This window comes from Actinoplanes auranticolor (assembly GCF_018332655.1).
GTDB classification, from domain to species: domain Bacteria; phylum Actinomycetota; class Actinomycetes; order Mycobacteriales; family Micromonosporaceae; genus Actinoplanes; species Actinoplanes auranticolor.
Window position 1 is genome coordinate 40,328 of sequence record NZ_BOQL01000018.1, and the last position, 15,358, is coordinate 55,685.

Consider the following 15,358-nt stretch of genomic DNA (forward strand, 5'->3'; position numbering starts at 1 on the left):
CGGACTTGGAGGTGCTCCTGTTGAGCGCGACCCCGGAGGTGGCCGCCGACGTCCGCGCGAAGATCCTCGACGCGGCGGCCGAGGCGTTCATGCGCAACGGCTTCGCCGGCACCACGATCGACGACATCGCCCGCGACGTCCGGGCCACCAAGGGCCTGATCTACTACCACTTCCGGTCCAAGTTCGACATCTTCCTGGCGGTCTACGGCGAGGGCATGCGCCGGGTCCGCGAACGCGTCGAGCCGCACACCACCGGGCCCGGGGCGGCCCGCGACCGGCTGGTGGCCATGTCGGTGGCCCACCTGCTCAACCTGATGGAGGCCCTGGCCTACCACCACGTCGTGCACCAGGCCGTACGGGGCGAGGTGTCGGCGGCACTGAAGGCGCGCCAGCTCGAGGCGCTCAAGGACCTCAACCGGCTGCGCAGTGACTACGAGAAGATGTTCCTCGCCGCCGTGGTCGAGGGCGTCGAGGACGGCTCTCTGCGCCCGGTGGAGCCCAGCCTGGCCGCCCGCACGCTGCTCAGCAACCTCAACGCGGTCGACATGTGGTACCGCCGGATCGAGGGCCAGAGCGCCGGCGAGCTGCACGACCTCGCCGTGCGGATCGTCGACCTGCTGATCGGTGGCCTGGCCACGAACCGGTGACGGCGGGCACCGTCACGCGGAGCCGCGTTGCACCAGCCTGGTGGGCAGGATGATGGACGAGCGTTCCTGGCCGGCGATCAGGCCCAGGAGCATCCGGGTCATCTCCTTGCCCAGGTCCTGGATCGACTGGTGGACAGTGGTCAACGGCGGCTCGGTCCGCTCGGCGATCTGCAGGTCGTCGAAGCCGACCACGGCGACATCGGCCGGCACGGACCGGCCGGCCTCGGCCAGGACGCGCAGGGCACCGGCCGCCATGTTGTCGCTGGCGGCGAACACGGCGTCGAGGTCGGGATGGCGGTCGAGCAGTGTCCTCATCGCCGCGGCCCCGCCGGCCTCGGTGAAGTCGCCCTCGGCCGTGCCGTGCGGAGTCAGTCCGGCCATGATCATCGCTTCCCGGTAACCGCGGTAGCGGGCCTCGCCGACCTCGGTGCAGATCTGGCCCGTGATGGTGACGACCCGGGTCCGGCCCAGGCCGATGAGATGCTCGGTGGCCAGCCGCGCGCCGCCGGCGTTGTCGGAGTCGACGTACCACTGCGGCTCGAAATGCAACGGCCGGCCGCCGTAGACGGCGGGCACGCCGGCCTGGCGCACGATGTGGGTCAGCGGATCGTCGCCGCGCAGCGCCATCAGCATGACGCCGTCGACGCCGCGGGTCTGCAGCAGGTTGGTCAGCCGGGACCGGCCCCGGCCGGAACTGGCCAGGCACAGCAGTAGGTGCAGGTCCGTCTCCTCCAGCGCCGCGGAAACCCCGACGATGACCTGGGCGAAGAACGGATCGGCGAACAGCTCGGGATCGTCGTGCGAGACCGCGAGGGCGACGATGCCCGTCTGCCGGGTGGCCAGCGCCCGGGCGGTGCGGTCGGGCAGGTAGCCCATCTCCTTGATGGCGCGCTCGACGGCATCGCGGGTGGCCCGGCTGACGTGCGGGGCCTTGTTGATGACCCGGGACGCCGCCGAACGGGACACTCCGGCACGCTCGGCCACCTGGTCGAGGGTGGGCTGCCGCCGGGGTGCCGCTGCTGCCATCGCGATGCCGAGCCTTTCCTGTCCGACGTCGGGGCAGGCCCCGGGTGGAGCCGACGGCCTTGATCCAGCCCGATCGATGGTATCGACCGCGGGTGGGTCCGTCGACGCGGTCCCTCGGCCCACCCGGCCGGCACAACTGGAAGCGGTCCCAGCAAGACGGCGACACGGGTGCAGTTCCGGCAGGCCGTGCCGGTCGTCCCCTTGACAATAGCCCGGAATCTGCTCAGCATCAGATCGACATACGTGACTGGAAGCGCTTCCAGTTTCCGTCCGCCGCGGGCGACGGGTACGCGTCCACCGGCGACCACCCGTCACCGCCGTTCCGGCTCCGCGGCACCGCTTGCCGATGCTCTTCCGACGCTCAGGAGACCTGCCGATGAAACGACCGACCCGTCCGAGAACGCTGGCCGCCGCGCTGGCGCTGGCCATCCCCGCGATCCTGCTCGGCGCGAGCCCGGCCCACGCCGATCCGGTCAGCCAGACCAGCGGCTTCTACGTGAACCCGAACTCCAGTCCCGCGGCGTGGGTGGCCGCCAACAGCGGCGACGGTCGCGCCGCCGCGATCCGGAGCCAGATCGCCCAGCGGCCGATGGCCAGCTGGTTCGGCAACTGGAGCGGCGACATCGCGGGCGCGGTGAGCCGGTACGTCGGTGCCGCCGACGCCGTCGACAAGCTTCCCCTGCTGGTGGCCTACAACATCCCCGGCCGGGATGCCTGCGGCGGCCACTCCGGCGGGGGCGCCGGCAGTGTCGGGGCCTACGACGCGTGGATCTCCTCCTTCGCCTCCGCCATCGGCAACCGGCCCGCCGTGGTGGTCCTCGAACCGGACTCGCTGGGCGACTTCAGCTGCATGAGCCAGGCGCAGATCAACGACCGCGTGGGCATGCTCTCGCGCGCCGCCAACCAGTTCCGCTCGAAGGCGCCCAACACCTGGGCCTACCTCGACGCCGGCAACCCCGGCTGGATCGACGCCCAGACGATGGCGCAGCGCCTCAACCTGGCCGGCGTGGCCAACGCCCACGGCTTCGCGCTCAACGTGTCGAACTACTTCCCCACCGGCGAGAACAGCAACTACGGCAACCGGGTGGCCGCCGCGCTGCGGAACTACGGCTACACCAAGCCGTTCGTGATCGACACCAGCCGCAACGGCAACGGCGCGAACGGCCAGTGGTGCAACCCGGGCGGTCGCCGGATCGGCACCCCGACCCAGCTGGGCGGCGGCGCGGAGATGCTGCTGTGGCTCAAGACCCCCGGTGAGTCCGACGGCAACTGCGGGGTCGGCTCCGGCTCCACCGCCGGGCAGTTCCTGCCCGAGGTCGCCTACAAGATGATCTACGGCTACTAGCCCGCGTCATGACGGGGTGACGAGCCCGCTCCGGCGCCGCATCCGGCGGATGCGGCCCGGTGCGGCGCTCAGAGAAACTCGCTGCGGTAGGTCGAGGCCAGCTCGCCGGCGCGGCGGCGCTGGTCGGCGCGCTCGTCGTCGGTCAGCTGCGGCGGCGGCGCGTCCCAGCCGTCGACGATCGTGCCGACCTTCGTGAAGTACTCGTCCTGCCCGGCCGGGGTGCACATGCACAGCATGCGGGCCGGTGCGCCGGAGGTGTTGCGGAAGAAGTGCGGTGCGTTGGCCGGGATGTTGACGGTGGATCCGGCCTTCACGACGTGCTTCTCGCCGCGGAAGGTGAACTCGAGCTCTCCTTCGAGGACGGTGAACATCTCCTCGAAGTCGTGCCGGTGCGGCGGCGGGCCGCCACCGTCGGGCACGGGCATGTCGATGAGGCAGTACTGGCCGTTGGTCTGGGCGCCGGTGATCAGCATGGCGTAGGTGTTGCCGACCAGGGACACGAATGTCGTTGCCGGATCCTCGGGGCCGGCCACGGTCAGCGTACGGGCCGGGTCGTCATCGGGAATCATCGTTTGCCTTCCTTCGGGTCGGTCGTTGCCTCAGGCAGCGACGGTGACGGTGACTTTGCCGCTCGGCAGGGCGCCGGTGGCGGCCCGGGCGTGCAGCGCGGGCAGGTCGGCCAGCGGGACCCGCTCGGCGATGTCGATGTGCAGCCGGCCGGCGTCGACCTCGGTGACCAGCTGCGCGAGCTGATCGGCGTCGCTGCGGACGAACAGGTTGATCCCCGTGACGCCGCGCTTGTCGTCGGCGGGCGCGGGCATCCACACCGTCGTGTTGACCAGGGTGCCGCCGTCGCGGATCAGGGTGACCAGCGCGCCGAGCTGCTCGGGGTCGACGGGGGCCAGGTTGAGCACGACATCCACCGGCTCGGTGACGGCGCTGGTGACGTCGGCGGTGGTGTGGTCGATGACCTGCTCGGCGCCGGCGGTCCGGACGCGCCCGCTGCTGCGCGGGCCGGTCACCGCGATGACGTGGGCGCCGACTTTTTCGGCGAGCTGGACGGCGTACCCGCCGACCGCCCCACCGGCCCCGTTGATCAGGACGCGCTGCCCGGCGGTCAGCTTGGCGCGCTCGAACAGCGCCTGCCAGGCGGTGAGGCCGACGATCGGCAGCGCGGCGGCGTCGGCCAGCGGCACGGTCGTGGGCGCCGCGGTCAGGGCCTCAGCGGGAGCGATCACGTACTCGGCGGCGGCGCCGGCCCCGGCCATGGGCAGGAAGCCGATGACCCGGTCACCGACGGCGAGGCTGTCGACGCCCGCACCGAGGACGTCGACGGTGCCGGCCACGTCGATGCCCGGCGTGTGGGGCAGCGCGACGGGAATCGGGCCCTGCATGTTGCCGCCGCGGATGTTCGCGTCGACACCGTTGAACGTGGTCGCGGCCACCCGCAGCCGCACCTGCCCGGCACCGGGGACGGGCTGGTCGATGTCCTCGTAGCGCAGGACCTCGGGGCCACCGAACTCGTGGAAACGTACTGCCTTCATGACACTCGCCCTCTCCGTTTGCTTCGATTCCGAAGCACTCACTGACCATAGCGCTGCTTTGAATTCGAAGCAAGGTTCCGAGCTGTGACCGACCACCGTGTCGGACGGCATCGTCTACGCCGTCGACCACGGCGCGACCGTCATCACGATGAGCCTCGGTGGCGCCTATTCAGCCTCCTACGATGCCGCCGTCAAGTACGCCACCGACCACAACGTGGTCGTCATCGCCGCCGCCGGCAACAACCGCGCGCAGGGCAACGCCATGCTGTGGCCGGCCGCCTCGCCCGGAGTGGAAAGCGTCGCCGCCACCGGCTCCTCCGACGTCACCGCCTCGTTCAGCAACTCCAGCGGCACCGCCGACATCGCGGCGCCCGGCGTCGGCATCATCAGCACCGATACCGGCGGCGCCTACAGCTTCAAGCAGGGCACCTCGATGGCCACTCCCCACGTCGCCGCCGCAGCCGCCCTCTACCGTGCCACCCATCCCGGTAGCACCGAGGCCGGCACCCGCGCGGCGCTGGAGAGCACCGCCATCGACATCGAGGGCCCCGGCCGCGACGCCGCCAGCGGCGCCGGCCTGCTCAACCTCACCGCGCTGCTGTCCGCCACCCCGGGCGGTCCCGTCACCCCGCCGAGCACTCCCCCGGTCACCACTGCGCCGGTCACCCCGGCCCCGAGCGTGCCCGTCAGGCTGGTCGTCACCCCGGCCGCCACCGCCATCTCGCTGGCCTGGGCCGCCTCGGGGAAGACCGCCACCACCCCCGCCGCCACCTCGTACGTGGTCCGCCGCAACGGCGTCACCCTGGCCACCTCCCGCAGTGCGTCCTATGTGGACAGGGCGATCACCGCCGCCACCAACTACACCTACACCGTGGCTGCCGTCGCCGGCGGAACCACCTCGGCCCCCAGCGTCGCGGTGCCGGCCTACCTGGCCCCGGCCGCCCCCACCAAGCTGACCGTCACCACGTCGGCCACCACGATCACGCTCCGCTGGACCGCCCCGGCGGGCCGGCCCGGCACGTACGTCATCTACCGCGACGGCCAGCGGTTCGCCACCACCACCGTGGCGTCCTTCACCGACCAGGCGGGCACCAACCACAGCTACGCGGTGTCGGCCGCCAACCCGGCCGGAGAATCGCCCAGGACCGATTCCCTGGTGGCCTACCTCGCCCCGGCCGCCCCCACGACGCTTGCGGCCCTCCCGGTCGCCACGGCGGTCAAGCTGTCCTGGCGGGCTCCGGTCGCCAGGCCCGCTGTCTCCGGCACCCCGGCCTCCTACACGGTCTACCGCGACGGTGCGCAGCTCGCGACCGTCACCACGCTCACGTACACCGACTCCATCCTCACAGCCGGGACCAACCCCACGTACACGGTGTCGGCCGCGAACCCCGCCGGGCAGTCCGCCCGGAGCACCCCGGCGACGGCCTTCAAGGCGCCCGCGCGGCCGGTCGGCGTCACCGCCGCAGCCGCGGCCGGGGCCGTCAAACTCGCCTGGCGGGCGCCCGTGGCCAACGCCACCACCAGCGCCGCCACCGCCTACACCGTCCACCGCGACGGCGTACCGCTGGCCACCACCGCCGGCCTCAGCTACGTCGACAGGTCGGCAGCGGCCAACGTCACCTACAAGTACACAGTCGTGGCGACCAACGCGGCAGGTGCCGGTCCGGCCTCGGCGGTGGTGCAACGCTCCTGGGCCCGTACCGGTTGATCAAAGCTCGCGAAGTCTTGCCCGATCCTCCCGGTGGTCCGATCATGGCTCCGCAGCCGGGATAGCGTGCCCGGCAGCGGGTGACAGGGCAACGACAGGCGCGTGAGGTATGTGTGGCCACCATCGGACTCTTCGGACGCCATGCTGAGCTGGAGCGGCTCTCCCACTTCCTGGACGACGTACGGCAGCACGGCGGCGCGCGCCTGATCTGCGGTGACCCGGGGGTCGGCAAGTCCGCCCTGATGAGCGCCGCGGCCGAGCTCGCCGGGGCGGCGGGGATGCGGGTGCTGCGCGCTTCCGGGTCCGAGTTCGAGGCCGACGTCAGCTACGCCTGTCTCAACCAGCTGTTCCTGCCCGTGCTCCCGGGGCTCGAACGCCTTCCGGCCGGTCCGCGGGAGGCACTGTCGGTGGCGCTCGGCTTCGGCGCCGGTACGCCGCCGGACGTGCTGCTGGTCTGCAATGCCGCGCTCCTGCTCCTCAACGAGCTGGCCGCCGACATCCCGGTCGTCCTGCTGGTCGACGACGTGCACTGGATCGACCGGGCCAGCGCCGTGGTGCTGGGCTTCGTCACCCGGCGGCTGGCCGGGCGCCGGGCCGGCCTGCTGGCGTCGACCAGGGCCGGAACGGGCAGCTTCCTCGACCGGCGCGGCCTGTCCGAGCAGGTCGTCGAGCCGCTGGACGAGCAGGCGGCCGGGCAGCTGGTGGCCGCCAACCATCCGGAGATGCCGGCGCGGGTCCGGCACCGGCTGCTGGACCTCGCGCAGGGCAATCCGCTCGCCCTGATCGAGCTGCCCGCCACGTTGCTGGGCGCCGCACGGCGTACGGTGGCACAGCCCGAGCTGGTGCCGCTCAGCGACCGGCTCCAGGCGATCTTCGCCGCACGCCTCGTCGGCCTGCCCGAGCCGACCCGGCAGCTCCTGCTGCTCGCCACCTTCGAGAGCACCGGTGACGTCCGGGTGCTGCGGGCTGCCCTGCCCGACGGGGTCAGCCTGGCCGATCTGGCCCCGGCCGAGCGCGCACAGCTGGTCCACGTGGACGATGCCACGGCGCGGGTCGCGTTCCGGCATCCGCTGATCCGGTCGGCCATCGTGGCGGTGTCCACCCACGAGGAGCGCCGCACGGCCCACGCCGCCCTGGCCGGCGCCCTGGGCGACGACCGGGAACGCCGCGCGTGGCACCTGGCGGCGGCCGCGGCCGGCCCGGACGAGATGGTGGCGGAGCTGCTGGAGGACGCGGCGCACCGGGTCATGCTGCGCGGGGACGCGTTCGCCGCCACCGCCGCCCTGGTCCGCGCGGCCGAGCTGAGCACGACGAACGCGGGCCGGGGGCGGCGGCTCGCGGAAGCCGCGTACATCGGCGCGGAGGCCGGCGGTGTCGACGACGCCGGGTCGCTGCTGCGCGATGCCCGGCGGGCGGTCCCGGACACCGCCGGCTCCCTGCACGCGGCCAACGCGGCCGCGTTCCTCATGCTCAACGGCGACGGCGATGTCTCCACCGCGCACCGGCTGCTGGTCGGGGCCATCGAGGCCGGCGACCACGGCTACCGCTGCGATGACCCCGCGCTGGTCGAGGCGGTGCACACCCTGCTGCTGGTGAGCTGGTACGGCAGCACGCCCGAGCACTGGGAGCCCTACTTCCGGGTGCTGCGCAGACTCCGCCCCGGGCCACCCGAGGTGCTGGCCCTGGTCAGTGAGACCTTCCCCGACCCTGCACGCACCGGGGCAGCCGCGTTGCCGCGCATCGACGCGATCCTCCGGTCGCTCGCCGACGAGACCGACCCCACCCGGATCGTGCGGGTGGGCACGGCCTCGGTCTATCTGGACCGGCTGGGCGACTGCCGGGAGCCCTCCTGGCGGCTCGTGCGGCAGGGGCGCGACGGCGGACCGCCGCGCCGGCACCTCGGTGCCCTGATGCATCTGTGCCTGGACGACTTCCTGGTGGGCCGGTGGGACGAGGACGAGGAACTCGCTCTGGAGGGGCAGCGGATCTGTGACACCAGCGGCTTCCCGTTCTTCGCGTGGTACTTCCGGTACAACCGGGCGCTGGTCGCCGCCGGCCGGGGCCGGTTCGACGAGGCGTACGCGCTCGCCGACGAGATCACCCACTGGGCGCTGCCGCGCGGGGTGTCGGCCGCGGCCCTGTTCGCCCACCACCCGCGCGCGCTGGCCGCGGCCGGTCAGGGTGATCACGAAGCCGCTTTCCGGCACGCCGCGGCCATGAGCCCGCCCGGTGTCCTGGCCCCGTACGTGCCGCACTGCACCTGGGTCATGTTCGACCTGGTCGAGGCGGCGGTGCGGACCGGGCGCACGGCCGAGGCCCGGGCCCACGTCGAGGCGATGCGGGCCGCGGACGTGGGGGCGTTGTCGGGGCGGATGGCCCTGCTCCAGGCGGGCGCCGAGGCGCTGGTCGAGGCGGGCGACGAGCCGGTGGCCGGCCTGGAGGCATTGCTGGCCGGGCCAGCCGCCGAGCGCTGGCTGTTCGACGCCTCCCGGGTCCGGCTGGCAGTCGGCGAGCGGCTGCGCCGTACCCGCTCCTCGGCCCGGGCTCGCCGGCACCTGCTCACCGCGTGCGACGGTTTCGCCGCCATGGCGGCCGAGCCGTGGCTCGCCCGCACCCGGGCCGAGCTGCGGGCTGCCGGGCACCGGCCGGCCGAGCAGCCGGCGGGTGAGCTGACCGCCCTGACGGCCCAGGAACGCCAGATCGCCCAGCTCGCGGCGAGCGGCCTGACCAACAAGCAGATCGCCGGACGGCTGTATCTCTCGCACCGCACGATCGGCGCCCACCTGTACCGGATCTTTCCCAAGCTGGGGGTCACGTCCCGTGCCGGGCTGCGGGATGCTCTCTCGCCGCCTGCTGATGGGCCGACTGGGCACTGAGCCGGCCGGCCTGGTCCTCCTTGGTCTCCAGCAGCCGCTCCAGCAGCCGCCGGGTGGTGGGGTCGTCGTCGCCGACCCAGCGCACGGCCTCCTGCAGGGTCTGGACGAGGATCCGCGCCCCGACGAGGTTCTGCGTCACGATGGCGGTGAGATCGCCGTCGGGGAAGGCGCGGAAGGCGATCCGGGACCGGGCGCCCAGGTGCTGCGGGTCGTACTCGCCGGTGGCACCGAGCTGACGGATCCGCGCCGCGAGCAGTCGCGCGCTGTCACGGTCCCGGTCCGCGCAGGCGCGGAGGAAGTCCGCGAGCGGCCGCGCCGACGGTGCGGGGACGGCCGCGGCGTGCTGCTCGTACTGCAGAGCGGACACGACCATGCTGGCCAGCAGCACGTTGAGCAGCCGGGTGCCCGCCGTCAGGTCGGTGCGGTTGGACGGCGTCACCGGCCCGTCGTCCAGATCGCACAACGCACGGTCGCGGACCTCACGCGTCCGCAGCACGGCCGGCTGCGACCCGGGGTGTTCCCGTCCTGATGGCCTCGTCACGCCTTCGATGGTCGAGCACCGGACGCCGCGGCGCATCTGTCGGATGACCTAAGCCGCACCGGCCGCACCGGCCGGAAATCCGGCAGTCGGATGACTGAGCAAGATCCATCCGGACGCCCCCAGATTGGAGCTGCGACCAGCGGAACCGATCGAGGAGTTGCCCGATGACCATCAACCACGGCTTCCACGCCACCATGACGGCCCGGCCCGGCCAGGGCGGCGCGGTGATCGAGCTGCTGCTCGGCGCGCCGTCGCTGGCCGAGGACGACTGTGTCGTCTTCCTGGTCGGCCGCTCGGCCGGCGACCCGGACGTCGTCCACGTCACCGAAGGCTGGACCAGCGCCGACGCGCACAGCCGGTTCTTCGCGACCGTCGCGGCCCGGGAGCTGGTGGCCGGGCTCCAGCCGCTGCTGGCCGGCGAGTCGCAGTACACCGACGAGGTTCCGGTCGGCGGCAAGGCCGCGATCTGAGCACTCCCCTGCCCCGCGAACCCCTTCAGCGACAGGACTCCACCATGACGCAGCACCGTCCACCCTTCGACCCCGAGCTGGGCCGGCTCCTGACCGGCCTGCCGCCCGTACCGGAACTCACCGCCGAGGTCCTCGCCCAGCTCCGCCCGTACTCGTCGGGCCCGGTCGAACCCCTGCTCGCGGGCCGCGCCGTCGACCGGCGCGAGGTCAGCATCACCGGTACGGCCGGCGACCCGATCGCCCTGTCGGTCCTCCGTCCGTCCGGTGCCGCCCGCCCGTCCGGCGCCCCGTGCGTGTACTGGATGCACGGCGGCGGCATGGTCATGGGTGACCGCTTCTCCCAGCTCGACATCCCGCTGGAGTGGCTCGACGAGTTCGGCGCGGTCGTGGTCTCCGTGGAGTACCGGCTGGCACCGGAGCACACCGGCACGAGCCTGGTCGACGACTGCTATCGCGGCCTGCTCTGGGTCGCCGAGCACGCCGGCGAGCTCGGCATCGACCCGGCCCGCATCGTCGTGGCCGGGGCCAGCGCCGGCGGCGGCCTCACCGCCGGGGTCGCCCTGCTGGCCCGCGACCGCGGCACCCCGGCGCTCGCCGCCCAGGTGCTGATCTGTCCCATGCTCGACCACCGCAACAACACCGTCTCCAGCCACCAGTACGCCGGCGGTCCGGGCGTCTGGACCCGCGAGATGAACGCGTTCGGCTGGCGGTCGGTGCTCGGCGACCTCGATCCCGCCACCGTGCCCGGCTGCGTCTCCCCCGCGCTCGCCGACGACCTGTCCGGCCTGCCGGCCACCTACATCGACACGGGCTCGGCCGAGGTGTTCCGCGACGAGGACGTCGCCTACGCCAATCGCATCTGGGCTGCCGGGGGCATCGCCGAGCTGCACGTCTGGGCCGGCGGTTTCCACGGGTTCGACGCGTTGTACCCGCACGCGCGGTTGTCCGCCGCGGCCCGCCGTACCCGTACCGAATGGCTGGCCCGGGTCCTGGACCCGGCCGACGCTGCGCAAGGAGCTGTGTGATGACCGCCGAGCACCGGGCCACGTTCCTGCGCGAGTTCCTGCGGGACCCCTTCACCGTCGCCGCGGTGGCCCCGAGCGGCGTACCGCTGGCCGACCGGGTCACCGCGCCCGTACCCCGCACCGGCGAGCCGGTGGTGGTCGAACTCGGTCCCGGCACCGGCGCGTTCACCGCCGCGGTCCAGCGGCGCCTCGGTGGCCGCGGGCACCACATCGCCGTCGAGATCAACCCGCGCTTCGCGGGCCTGCTGGCCGGCCGGTACCCGCGGGTCGACGTCGCCGTGGCCGACGCCCGTGATCTGCGCGAGGTGCTGGCCGCACGGGGGCACCGGCACGCGGACGTCATCGTGAGCGGGCTGCCGTGGGCCGCGTTCGCCGGCGGGCAGCAGGACGAGCTGCTGGGCGCGGTCACCGACACGCTCGCCCCGGGTGGCGCGTTCACCACGTTCGCGTACACGCTCGCCCGCTGGGCCCCGCCCGCCCGCCGGCTGCGCCGGTCCCTGGACGCCCGGTTCGACGAGGTCGTGACCGGCCGGACGGTGTGGGCCAACGTGCCGCCGGCCTTCGTCTACTTCTGCCGTCGGCCCCGGGTATCCGTGCGGCCGCCCGTCCTGGTCCCGGCCTAGCGTGGTGGCGCGACAAAAGCTGCCGGCGAGGGTGCACCCGGCCGGCGAGGGTCACCGGGCCACGCCGTTCGAGCTCTTCTTCGACCTGGTGTACGTCTTCGCGACGACACAGATCACCGCCTACCTGGCCCACGAGCACACCGCGTACGGCGTCGTGCAGGGGATGCTCGTGCTCGCGCTGCTGTGGGGCACGTGGTCCGGCTACACCTGGCTGGGCAACCACTCCCGGGCCGACAAGGGTCTGCTGCGTTCGGGCATGGTCGTCGCGATGGCGGCCATGTTCGTGGTCGCCCTGGCCATCCCCGAGGCGTGGCACGACGCCCCGGGCGGCCTGCCCGGCCCGCTGGTGCTGGTGGGCGCCTACCTGCTCGTCCGGTGGGTGCATCTCACGGTCTACGCGGTGGCCGCGGCCGGTGACGCCGGGCTGCGGCACCAGATCACCATCACCTGGCTGCCCGTGCTGGTGAGCGCGGTGCTGCTGGTGACCGGGGCGCTGCTGGGCGGCCGGGCCCAGCTGGTGCTGTTCGCCGTGGCCCTGCTGGTGGACTGGGCCGGCATCTACCTCACCGCCCGGCACGGCGAGTGGCGGCTGCACAGCCCGGCGCACCTGGCCGAACGGCACGGCCTGTTCATCATCCTGGCGCTGGGTGAGTCGGTCGTGGCGATCGGGGTGGGCGCGGCCGGTCAGCCGGTCAGCGTGTCTCTGCTGGTCGCCGCGGTGCTCGGTGTCGGGGTCGCGGTCGGCCTGTGGTGGCTGTACTTCGACGTGGCGTCGTCCGCGGCCGAGCGCCGGCTGCTGCGGGAGCAGGGCCGGGCCCGGGTCAGACTGGCCGTCGACGCCTACACGTACGGGCACTTCCCGCTCGTCGCCGGCATCGTGCTGACCGCGCTGGGCATCGAGGGCGTGGTGGCCCACGCCGGCGACACCGAGCCGCTGGGCACCTGGTACGCGTTGCCACTGCTCGGTGGGGCGGCACTGCACCTCGGCGGACATCTGCTGGTCGCGTACCGGATGCACGCCGTGCTGTGGGCGCCCCGGCTGGCGGCGGCCGTCGTGTTGCTCGCCGCCGTTCCGGTGGCCGCGGCTCTGCCGCCGATGGCCGGCCTCGCCGGCCTGGTCGCCGTGCTGACCGTGCTGGCCGCCGTCGAGACGATCCGGTCTCGATAGGTTGTCGGTCATGACCGACGTACGCCTGGAGCCGATGACCGAGGACCAGTACCAGCCGTGGCGGACCGAGGCCGAGGCCCACTACGCGCGGAGCGTCATCGCGTCGGGCGGGCCGGCCCCGGACGCGGCCCGCAAGGCCGCCGAGACCTACGCGCGGCTGCTTCCCGACGAGTTCGCCACCCCGGACAACCATTTCTGGTACGCCTACGACGGCGACCGCCGGGTCGGTTTCCTGTGGATCGCCGTCACCGAGGACACCGCGGTCGTCCACAACATCGCCGTCGAAGCCGACGTCCGCCGCCGGGGGTACGGGCGCGCGATCATGCTGGCCGCCGAGCGCTGGTGCCACGACAACTCCCTGCGGCGGATCAGCCTGCGCGTCTTCGCCCACAACACCGGCGCCCGGGCCCTCTACGAGCAGCTGGGCTTCGCCGAGACCAGCCGCGCCATGGCCAAGGACCTGTGACCTGACGGCCGGGCCGGGTCCCGGTCCGGCGTAATCTCAGCCCATGCGTCTGCTGGCTGGTATGGCCCGGTCCACCGCGACGGCCGGCGGGACCGTCCGGATCGGTTCCGTCTCGCTCTCGCCGGAGCAGCTGCTCGCCGGTGCGGGCGCGGTCGCCGACGACGTCCGCGGCGAACCGGTCGTGGCGGTGCACGCCACCGCGAGCGCCGAGACCGTGGTGGCGATCGTCGGGGCCATGCTCGGCGGCGCCGCGGTCGTGCCGGTGCCACCCGACTCCGGGCCGCGGGAACGGGCGCACATCCTGCGCGACTCCGGAGCGACGCTGCTGCTGGCCGCCGACTCGGACCTGGCCGCCGAGATCCGCGTCCAGCCGGTCGACCTGCGCCGCCGGTCGGACAACCGGCACCCCGAGCCGGAGCCCGGGCAGACCGCGCTGATCATGTACACGAGCGGCACCACGGGCGCGCCGAAGGGTGCGGTGCTCTCGCACCGCGCGCTCGAGGCCGGTATCGACGCGCTCGCCGACGCCTGGGCGTGGCATCCCGACGACGTGCTCGTGCACGGCCTTCCGCTGTTCCACGTGCACGGACTCGTCCTCGGCGTCCTGGGCGCGCTGCGCGTCGGCTGCCGCCTGCACCACACCGGACGCCCGGACCCCGAGGCGTACGCGGCCGCGGCCGGCACCCTCTACTTCGGCGTGCCGACGGTCTGGTCCCGGGTTTGCGCACAGCCGGCCGCGGCCGAGCGCTTGCGCGCCGCCCGGTTGCTGGTCTCCGGCAGCGCAGCCCTGCCCACCCCGCTGTTCGCGCGCATGCACGAGCTGACCGGCCACCGCCCGGTCGAGCGCTACGGCATGACCGAAACCCTGATCACCCTGAGCAACCGCGCCGACGACCCCGGACGCGCGTCCGGCCTGGTCGGCACGCCGGTCGCGGGGGTCGAGGCCCGGGTGGTGGGCGAGGACGGTGCCCCCGTGCCGGCCGACGGCGAGTCCATCGGCGAGCTGTGGGTCCGCGGCCCCATGCTCTTCGACGGCTACCTGGGCCTTCCGGAGGTCACCGCCCGGTCGCTGGACGCCGAGGGCTGGTTCCGGACCGGCGACATCGCCGCGACGACACCGGGCGGCGCGTACCGCATCGTCGGCCGCCGGTCCATCGACATGATCAAGAGCGGCGGTTACCGGATCGGCGCCGGCGAGGTCGAGGACGCCCTGCTGGCCCACCCGGCCGTCCGCGAGGCCGCGGTGATCGGCACTCCGGACGACGACCTGGGCCAGCAGGTCACCGCGTTCGTGGTGGCCGACGCGGTGACCGCCGGCGACCTCGTCGACTTCGTGGCCCGCACGCTGTCGGCCCACAAACGACCCCGCCAGGTCAGATTCGTCGACGCGCTCCCCCGCAACGCGATGGGCAAGGTGCAGAAGCACCTGCTGACATCCTGAGCACCCGCCATCAGGCGACGGCGGTGGCCTCCAGTTCCACCATGAGGCTCGGGAGCGCCAGCCGGGTCACACCGAGCATCGTGGTGGGTGGCGCCGCCCCGGCCGTGCCCAGTCGCGCCGCCAGGACGCCGTAGTGCTCGAAGAGCCGGTCGACGTCGGTGGTGCAGACGGTGAGCCGGACGACGTCGGCCAGGGCCATGCCGGCCCCGGCGAGAACGGCCTCCAGGTTGTCGAGGCTCAGCGTCAGCTGGGCCGCCATGTCGCCGTCGTGCCGGGCCTGGCCGTCGCTGCTCATCGCGGCCTGCCCGGCGCAGTACAGGGTCCGGGTGTTCCCGGACACGAGCTCCGCCTGGTGGTATCCCAGGGCGGCCGACCAGGTCCAAGGGTTGACTGCCGATCGTTCCATGACTGTCTCCGCTCCGTTCGTCGAAAGTGGGGGCAAGCGGAACTCTGGCAGCCGATACACGACACCCTGTGT

General features: G+C 73.2%; 15 protein-coding genes. 10 read left to right on the forward strand and 5 right to left on the reverse strand.

Going from position 1 to position 15,358, the window contains the following annotated elements; genetic code table 11:
• Positions 1–20 precede the first annotated feature (20 nt).
• On the forward strand, positions 21–647 hold the full coding sequence (locus tag Aau02nite_RS09485) for a TetR family transcriptional regulator (RefSeq protein WP_212987961.1): 627 nt from the start codon (positions 21–23) through the stop codon (positions 645–647).
• Positions 648–659: 12 nt separating this feature from the next.
• Here the strand turns inward: Aau02nite_RS09485 and Aau02nite_RS09490 are convergent, their stop codons facing one another.
• The gene (locus Aau02nite_RS09490; RefSeq protein WP_212987962.1) at positions 660–1,673 is read right to left on the reverse strand and encodes a LacI family DNA-binding transcriptional regulator; all 1,014 of its coding nucleotides are present in this window, start codon (positions 1,671–1,673) and stop codon (positions 660–662) included.
• 376 nt (positions 1,674–2,049) lie between these two features.
• On the opposite strand from Aau02nite_RS09490, the gene Aau02nite_RS09495 reads away from it, so the two are divergent.
• Positions 2,050–3,018, forward strand: coding sequence for a glycoside hydrolase family 6 protein (locus Aau02nite_RS09495; protein WP_212987963.1), 969 nt, complete (start codon positions 2,050–2,052; stop codon positions 3,016–3,018).
• Between the two features lie 68 nt (positions 3,019–3,086).
• Here the strand turns inward: Aau02nite_RS09495 and Aau02nite_RS09500 are convergent, their stop codons facing one another.
• Both Aau02nite_RS09500 and Aau02nite_RS09505 read right to left on the reverse strand, forming a co-directional pair.
• Positions 3,087–3,587 (reverse strand): cupin domain-containing protein, encoded by a 501-nt coding sequence (locus Aau02nite_RS09500; protein ID WP_212987964.1) that lies wholly within the window; start codon positions 3,585–3,587, stop codon positions 3,087–3,089.
• A gap of 30 nt (positions 3,588–3,617) precedes the next feature.
• A complete protein-coding gene (locus Aau02nite_RS09505) occupies positions 3,618–4,562 on the reverse strand; it encodes an NADP-dependent oxidoreductase (RefSeq protein WP_212987965.1) in 945 nt (314 codons plus the stop codon).
• Between the two features lie 97 nt (positions 4,563–4,659).
• Here Aau02nite_RS09505 and Aau02nite_RS47290 point away from each other — a divergent pair, with 97 nt between their 5' ends.
• Both Aau02nite_RS47290 and Aau02nite_RS09515 read left to right on the forward strand, forming a co-directional pair.
• Entirely contained in the window at positions 4,660–6,270 is a 1,611-nt protein-coding gene (locus Aau02nite_RS47290) for a S8 family serine peptidase (RefSeq protein WP_212987966.1), read from the forward strand.
• 113 nt (positions 6,271–6,383) lie between these two features.
• Positions 6,384–9,146, forward strand: coding sequence for a LuxR family transcriptional regulator (locus tag Aau02nite_RS09515; protein ID WP_212987967.1), 2,763 nt, complete (start codon positions 6,384–6,386; stop codon positions 9,144–9,146).
• Here the strand turns inward: Aau02nite_RS09515 and Aau02nite_RS09520 are convergent.
• Positions 9,082–9,687 carry a ferritin-like domain-containing protein gene (locus tag Aau02nite_RS09520; protein ID WP_212987968.1) on the reverse strand — a complete coding sequence of 202 codons (606 nt, stop codon included), beginning with the start codon at positions 9,685–9,687 and terminating at the stop codon, positions 9,082–9,084. The genes Aau02nite_RS09515 and Aau02nite_RS09520 overlap by 65 nt on opposite strands.
• Positions 9,688–9,851: 164 nt before the next feature.
• Between Aau02nite_RS09520 and Aau02nite_RS09525 the strand changes: the two genes are divergently transcribed.
• Genes Aau02nite_RS09525 through Aau02nite_RS09550 form a run of 6 tightly spaced genes read left to right on the forward strand, consistent with a single transcriptional unit; the run spans position 9,852 to position 14,880 of the window.
• Complete coding sequence (locus Aau02nite_RS09525) at positions 9,852–10,157, forward strand: putative quinol monooxygenase (RefSeq protein ID WP_212987969.1); 306 nt, start codon at positions 9,852–9,854, stop codon at positions 10,155–10,157.
• Between the two features lie 44 nt (positions 10,158–10,201).
• Positions 10,202–11,182 (forward strand): alpha/beta hydrolase, encoded by a 981-nt coding sequence (locus Aau02nite_RS09530; protein ID WP_212987970.1) that lies wholly within the window; start codon positions 10,202–10,204, stop codon positions 11,180–11,182.
• Positions 11,182–11,805, forward strand: a complete 624-nt coding sequence (locus tag Aau02nite_RS09535) for a class I SAM-dependent methyltransferase (RefSeq protein WP_212987971.1) — start codon at positions 11,182–11,184, stop codon at positions 11,803–11,805. Before Aau02nite_RS09530 ends, Aau02nite_RS09535 begins: the two co-directional genes overlap by 1 nt.
• Positions 11,806–11,809: 4 nt before the next feature.
• Positions 11,810–12,973 (forward strand): low temperature requirement protein A, encoded by a 1,164-nt coding sequence (locus Aau02nite_RS09540; protein ID WP_212987972.1) that lies wholly within the window; start codon positions 11,810–11,812, stop codon positions 12,971–12,973.
• Between the two features lie 10 nt (positions 12,974–12,983).
• Entirely contained in the window at positions 12,984–13,439 is a 456-nt protein-coding gene (locus Aau02nite_RS09545; RefSeq protein ID WP_212987973.1) for a GNAT family N-acetyltransferase, read from the forward strand.
• 43 nt (positions 13,440–13,482) lie between these two features.
• On the forward strand, positions 13,483–14,880 hold the full coding sequence (locus Aau02nite_RS09550; RefSeq protein ID WP_212987974.1) for an acyl-CoA synthetase: 1,398 nt from the start codon (positions 13,483–13,485) through the stop codon (positions 14,878–14,880).
• Positions 14,881–14,890: 10 nt separating this feature from the next.
• Here Aau02nite_RS09550 and Aau02nite_RS09555 read toward each other — a convergent pair whose 3' ends face one another.
• The gene (locus tag Aau02nite_RS09555; RefSeq protein WP_212987975.1) at positions 14,891–15,286 is read right to left on the reverse strand and encodes a RidA family protein; all 396 of its coding nucleotides are present in this window, start codon (positions 15,284–15,286) and stop codon (positions 14,891–14,893) included.
• Positions 15,287–15,358 lie beyond the last annotated feature (72 nt).